Source organism: Paenibacillus tyrphae, from assembly GCF_027925525.1.
GTDB classification, from domain to species: Bacteria; Bacillota; Bacilli; order Paenibacillales; family NBRC-103111; genus Paenibacillus_G; species Paenibacillus_G tyrfis_B.
Genome location: NZ_BSDJ01000024.1, coordinates 16,362 through 22,209, shown reverse-complemented (window position 1 = coordinate 22,209; position 5,848 = coordinate 16,362). Strand labels below are relative to the sequence as shown.

Here is a 5,848-nt window from a genome sequence, read left to right as displayed (position 1 = left end):
ATGTGACTCGTTCGTAAAGAAATTAAATAGAAAGTCAGCCGGAAGTTCCGATGCCCGGTTGAAAATTCAATGCGCCGCTATCGCCCAATAGCGGCTTTTTTTCTAATGAAATTGAAATTTTTTCAATAAAAAGAAGTGATAGTTGAATAATTTTCAACATTCTTTTGAAGAAAGTTCAAGTCCCGTATACTTGAAATCAGAGTGGGGCTGATGATTCGAATTAAGATATTACGCACCAAGGATTAAATGACATCATGACCTGCCCGGAGAAGGTAGATGAACGATGACATTTTTCATGATGACTTAAGGGGGAAATTAAGTTGCGCAAAGCGTTGAATTCCAAGACGATAAATTGCTTAATTCATTTAGACGATGAGTTGAGGAAAGAACATAACCTGTCTCTTGGGCATTACATAGGCATTGATATTTGCAGAGATGAAGGGTCTAAATACCACTGTACGCCGGATGACGCCATTGTTTTTGCTTTCACTGGCATGGGCGGCGATCATTTTGCCTTTGATACGAAGAACGGGCGTATTGAAGACCTGGAAGCGGCTTCAATATTATTTATTCAACCGATGATGTTTGACAATCCTGTAAGGCCGGTTGCACATCATATTCGAGATCTTTTTTCCATCTTTCTTACGCTTAAAGAGTTTTATATTTTAGAAAGGTTCGATAGGTATCAAAAAGAGTCCGATATGTTAGAAGATATAGAGAAATATTATAAAGAAAGTATCGTCGCAAGACAGCATGAGATTAATTTCATTTCGGAACGGTTACAAGAGCGATTAAGTATTGCGCCAATTCCAAACGTATTTAAGTACATAACCGAAATAAAAGGTGAGTGCACTTTATGAAATGTAAACGACATCTAAAGTATATTTACCATGACGCTGTAATTACTGCATTAGAACTTCGACACGATCGCACAGTTTGTTTTCATATAAATCTTAGTACTCTCTTTTTACAAGGAAATAAAAAATAAAGTTATTTTGGAATTGCATCAGATTTTAAACTACGAAGATTTCTTCGAGTACTTAGGTATTAACGAATCGAATTCATTTCAATTGGAATGCGCACACAGGCTGGACAAATTTTTGCGAATAGATGGAGTTATGCTTGCAACGAATACTATCCATGGAAACCTGTTAATTACAATAGATATAGATCACTTGGGGGTATTTGGATTGTGTTTGAAGGCAGTGCATGAAGAGGGCAACGCAGAGACTAACGACGAATACGGGTTCTAGAAAAATCCTGGAAAACCATCCAGAAACCACGAAAGGACTATAAAAATGCCGATTACCTTAAAGAAACAGAATGAGGAGTTCTTGCTTCGCGTTGCCGGAGTATTGATTAAGGAAAATAAAATATTGCTGCATAAGACGAAAAAAGGTAACGCGTGGGTATTGCCTGGCGGAAGAGGAGAAATCAACGAGGAGACGGGGAAGACGGTTATTAGGGAATTTGCCGAAGAGTTAGGATTGAATGTTAAAGCTGTCCGGCTGCTATGGATCATTGAAAATTTCAATGCTTATGGCGAGAAAAATCTTCACGAATACGGGGTTTATTATTTGGTAAAGGCTGAGGAATCGGAAATAACTCGTCCAGAAGAATTTATTGGATTGGAAAAAGAAATAGGAATCGTCTATAAATGGATTGAACTGCAAGAATTACACAACATAAATATCTACCCAAGAGCATTAAAGCAACTTATACAAGACATATCCGAAGACAATGCAATTAAACATATTATAAATACCGAAGAATTATCGTAAGTAACTCAGGAAAATAAAAAGTCGGCAGCTTCCGGAAATACCTCTTTACTTGTAGAAAAAACGTTCCGGTCGCCGCCGCTTGATTTCGAATGTTTTTATTGCGAGCTTGACCAGCCGGATTATTCCCGGTAGTGAGAGGTGTCGCCGTACAATTTGACCTTGGGCACATCATTATCCAAAATAATTTTGCATAAGGCGGTCGGGTGGATATCGGGCATGCCTCCGATCTCATGCAGCGGCTTCCCCAAAAAATAACTCATGATGACTTTTAAAGTGATCCGGTGAGTTACAATAAGCACTTGCTGGCCTTGATGCTCTGCAAGGATATGGTTAAATGCAGGGATCGTTCTTTCGAGCAATTCCAAATAGCTTTCTCCACGGCCTGTGGGCCGGTACAAATGCGGCTCGTTAAAAAAACGATCGAACGGAGTGGGATATTGTTGCTGAATATGGTCGATTTGTTGACCTTCCCACAGTCCCATATTTATTTCTTTGAGCGAATCAAGCGTTGAGATTTGTACCGGACGATTTCCCGATACAATTGGGGCAGTGTTTAATGCCCTTGGGCTGGAGCTGGAATAAATGGCGTCAAATTGGATATTCTCCAAGCGCTCCTTCAACCATTCGGCTTGCCGCATCCCGTAGTCGGTCAGAGCGGATATATCCGCGCTGAGTGAGAAGCCATTTCAATGGAGCGGCAGTCGGCTCCTAGAACAGAAATCGAACAAGCGGCAGCAACTGATGAAACAACTGTTTGGAATCATCTATTTTCACTGCCCGGAAAAGCTCGTACACCCGCACAAACTGCTCGCTATCCAGGTTGGTGCTTGCCACAATTCCTCCCTTGGCGCGGCAGCATAAAGAAGCGAAAAAAAGCTCGTCCTCCCCGTATAAGTCCGGCTTGGTCATGCTTCGGGCCAACCGAAACATACGCTTTATACTGCCTGGAGCCTCCTTCAGACCAATTACATGCTCCATTTCCATAATAATTTTTACCGTTTCCAGGTCCGCGGTTTTAAGAAATGGAGACATTTTGGTAAATAAAGTAAACACGGAACAAAAAATTGAAGTGAACGTTGTTGAAATGTTAAATTACGGATTAGCATCAAGAAAGCTGAACCATATTGGGTTTTTGACCGACATTTCAGACGTAGCGGCAAAAGCCTTAGTCGGAAAAAGACTGTGTAAAGAATAAAAGACTGCGCTGTATTCACGCGGCGGAACAAGGAGAAGGCAAATGGAAACCCATCAAACTATCTTACGAAGATTGCTGCCCGATCATAAAGAGTTAATAGATGCATCCGCTGATGAAATTATGGATCACGTCGGTATAAATAGGTACAGCCAGGAAAACATTCAACTGAAGGATGAAGAGGTCTTCTTTAAGCTTCCGGCTCTACTTCAGGACATCGTGCTGCTTATCGATTTCGATACGGAACTAATTATGAACGGCATTCTGGGGTTTTTGGAAAACTCGACTGGAGAATATCTCAACGAGACAATCGAAGCGCTGGAACGCATCGGAGCGGTTCGTGACGCGAACGCTTTGAAAGATATCAAACGGATTCTGGAAAACTACAATTTGAGCACCGGACAGCTGCATCGCGATCTGCAAGACTTGGAGCCGTATGAAATCAATCATTTCAGGCAAGTCCATACGATTGCGGATGATGAGTTTTTCGAAGAAATCCAGTACGCCGCCGAGAAATTAACTAACGGCAGTCAGGAAGAAAATATATTCGATCATTTACTTGCCTACATCGAGGCTAATAAAAGGAGCTTCGTCGAAGACGTGCAGGCTGTGCTCTCCGAAAATAAAGCTTGAAGGTGACGTGACGTAACCGGATATAATCGCCTTAGGGTTTATTTGGGTGATGGAGGAGGGCTATTGTGAAAAGCGGCGACTATGCAACGACAGGACAAATTGCCAAAAAGACAGGGATCACGCTGCGAACGCTGCGGTACTACGACCAGATCGGTCTGCTGTCTCCTTCTCAGCACAGTCAGACGTCGGCGAGGCTGTACAGCAAAGAAGATCTGATTCGGCTGCAGAAGATTCAGACGTTGAAGTATATCGGTTTGACCCTTCAAGAGATCAAGGAGGTGATTCGCGAAGAATCGCTGTCCGGACATGACCTCCGAAGCTCGTTGACGGCGCAAAAAGAGACGCTCCGGCAGAAGCTCGCGCACATGGAAGTTGTGGTCAAAGCGATAAATCAAGCGTTGGTAATGATGAAGAACAAGCCTGAGGACGTGGAGTGGAGCAGTCTGATCGAGCTCATCCATGCGGTCCATTCGGAAAAAGATTGGGTCGAGCAGTACCATACCGCGACGCGTCTGCAAACGAGAATCCAGCTCTACGACAAATGCAGCGTCAATCCGATCGGCTGGCATCGCTGGCTGTTCGGGCATTTGATCGAGCAGTCTGGATGCACGGTGCTGGAAGTCGGCTGCGGCGACGGCGCTTTATGGACGCGGAGCGTGGACCGGATTCCTGAAGTCTGGAAGGTAACGCTCTCGGACTTTTCGCACGGGATGCTTGAGGAAGCGCGAAGCAGCTTAAGGGAATGTAAAAAGCAATTCAAGTTTGTGGTGGCCGATGTGCAGGACATTCCTTTCCATGACGAACAGTTCGATATCGTTATTGCCAACAACATGCTTTACCATGTGTCGGACATGCCCAAAGCGTTTTCCGAAATACATCGCGTCCTAAAGCCCGGAGGACGATTGTTCGCTGCGACGATGAGCAAGCGGCATTTGCAGGAAGTCGAGCAGCTCGCTGTGGCGTTCGATCCCGAGATCCGTGTGCTGGACCCCGTCATCGAGCGGTTTAATTTGGACAACGGTGAGCGGATGTTATCCCCTTGGTTTTCCGAGGTTCGGCTGTATACATATGATGACCACCTGCTTGTGAGCGAAGTCGGGCCGCTCCTGGATTACATCACCTCGACTCCGATGAATGCCCGCCAGCGGTTGACGGGAGCTGCGCTGCATCATTTTGAAAGCTTTTTAAATTCCATGATCGAACGTGAAGGGAAAATCCGCATTTCGAAGGATTCCGGATTTTTCTTAGGGAGGAAGCGATCCATATGACAAGACAAGGCAACCCAAGAGTACGTATCCTGAAAGAAGAGATGTTATCGGACAACTGGTACGTTTTGAAGAAAATGACCTTTGAATATCAAAAAAAGGACGATACTTGGGAGACCCAAGCGCGTGAAGTATACGACCGCGGCAATGGAGCGACGATCCTGCTGTATAATCGGGCGAAGCAGACAGTGGTGCTGACCAAGCAGTTTCGGATGCCGACCTATGTGAACGGAAACGAAACGGGAATGCTTATCGAAACGTGCGCGGGCCTGCTGGACCGGGAAACCCCGGAAGCGAGCATTGTACGCGAGACGGAGGAGGAGACGGGGTACCGCGTCAGCGAGATTGTCAAAGTCGGCGAGGCTTATATGTCTCCCGGCTCCGTGACGGAGATTTTGCATTTTTATACGGCTGAATACAGTGAGGGCATGCTGTCTGGAGAAGGCGGAGGGATGGAAGAAGAGCAGGAGCATATCGAGGTTCTTGAGCTCCCGTTCATCGAGGCGGTCGAAATGGTGCGAACCGGCGAAATCTGCGATGCCAAAACGATTATGCTGCTGCAGTATGCGCAAATTCACGGACTTCTTGAGCCGGAGGTCAAGCCCCTGCACATTCTTATCGCCGGACCGTATCGCTCGGGAACCGGGGACGATCCCGAGCTTCTGGAGCAAAACGTCCGCTTGATGAACGAAATTGCTTTGCAGGTGTACGAAGCGGGACATTTGCCTGTTCTGGGCGAGTGGTATGCGCTCCCGTTGATCGCGACCGCAGGGTCCAAGACCATCGGAGACGATGTGTTCCATCGCATGTTTCATCCGTCTTCCATTCGGCTGCTGGATTGCTGCGATGCGGTGCTCCGGGTTGGGGGACCGTCTCAGGGGGCGGACGAGATGGTCAGAGTGGCCGAGGAGAAAGGCAAGCTGGTTTATTGGCATCTGGACGAATTGCCGAGCGTTGGGTGAAGCTGAAGAGGCCGA

General features: G+C 46.1%; 7 protein-coding genes. 5 read left to right on the top strand and 2 right to left on the bottom strand.

Annotated features, from left to right (window positions below):
- Nucleotides 1–320 precede the first annotated feature (320 nt).
- Together QMG93_RS24365 and QMG93_RS24360 are read left to right on the top strand one after the other, a co-directional pair.
- Nucleotides 321–860 (top strand): hypothetical protein, encoded by a 540-nt coding sequence (locus tag QMG93_RS24365; protein ID WP_281941104.1) that lies wholly within the window; start codon nucleotides 321–323, stop codon nucleotides 858–860.
- A gap of 438 nt (nucleotides 861–1,298) precedes the next feature.
- Complete coding sequence (locus QMG93_RS24360) at nucleotides 1,299–1,781, top strand: NUDIX hydrolase (RefSeq protein WP_281941102.1); 483 nt, start codon at nucleotides 1,299–1,301, stop codon at nucleotides 1,779–1,781.
- A gap of 119 nt (nucleotides 1,782–1,900) precedes the next feature.
- Here QMG93_RS24360 and QMG93_RS24355 read toward each other — a convergent pair whose 3' ends face one another.
- Nucleotides 1,901–2,389: a histidine phosphatase family protein gene (locus QMG93_RS24355; protein ID WP_281941101.1), complete on the bottom strand. Its 489-nt coding sequence runs from the start codon at nucleotides 2,387–2,389 to the stop codon at nucleotides 1,901–1,903.
- Between the two features lie 100 nt (nucleotides 2,390–2,489).
- On the bottom strand, nucleotides 2,490–2,813 hold the full coding sequence (locus QMG93_RS24350) for a dihydrodipicolinate synthase family protein (protein WP_281941224.1): 324 nt from the start codon (nucleotides 2,811–2,813) through the stop codon (nucleotides 2,490–2,492).
- Between the two features lie 205 nt (nucleotides 2,814–3,018).
- Here QMG93_RS24350 and QMG93_RS24345 point away from each other — a divergent pair, with 205 nt between their 5' ends.
- The 3 genes from QMG93_RS24345 to nudK all read left to right on the top strand — a co-directional run bounded on the left by QMG93_RS24345 (nucleotide 3,019) and on the right by nudK (nucleotide 5,833).
- Complete coding sequence (locus QMG93_RS24345; RefSeq protein WP_281941099.1) at nucleotides 3,019–3,606, top strand: DUF4375 domain-containing protein; 588 nt, start codon at nucleotides 3,019–3,021, stop codon at nucleotides 3,604–3,606.
- A 65-nt stretch (nucleotides 3,607–3,671) separates the two neighbouring features.
- Nucleotides 3,672–4,874 (top strand): MerR family transcriptional regulator, encoded by a 1,203-nt coding sequence (locus QMG93_RS24340; protein WP_281941097.1) that lies wholly within the window; start codon nucleotides 3,672–3,674, stop codon nucleotides 4,872–4,874.
- Nucleotides 4,871–5,833, top strand: a complete 963-nt coding sequence (nudK, locus tag QMG93_RS24335) for a GDP-mannose pyrophosphatase NudK (protein ID WP_281941096.1) — start codon at nucleotides 4,871–4,873, stop codon at nucleotides 5,831–5,833. The genes QMG93_RS24340 and nudK overlap by 4 nt, the downstream gene beginning before the upstream one ends.
- The last annotated feature ends 15 nt before the right edge of the window (nucleotides 5,834–5,848 follow it).

Bases quoted from the DNA above. Each gene is read 5' to 3' on its own strand.
- QMG93_RS24350 (WP_281941224.1), bottom strand. From the start codon at position 2,813: ATGTCTCCATTTCTTAAAACCGCGGACCTGGAAACGGTAAAAATTATT.
- QMG93_RS24345 (WP_281941099.1), top strand. From the start codon at position 3,019: ATGGAAACCCATCAAACTATCTTACGAAGATTGCTGCCCGATCATAAA.
- nudK (WP_281941096.1), top strand. From the start codon at position 4,871: ATGACAAGACAAGGCAACCCAAGAGTACGTATCCTGAAAGAAGAGATG.
- QMG93_RS24360 (WP_281941102.1), top strand. From the start codon at position 1,299: ATGCCGATTACCTTAAAGAAACAGAATGAGGAGTTCTTGCTTCGCGTT.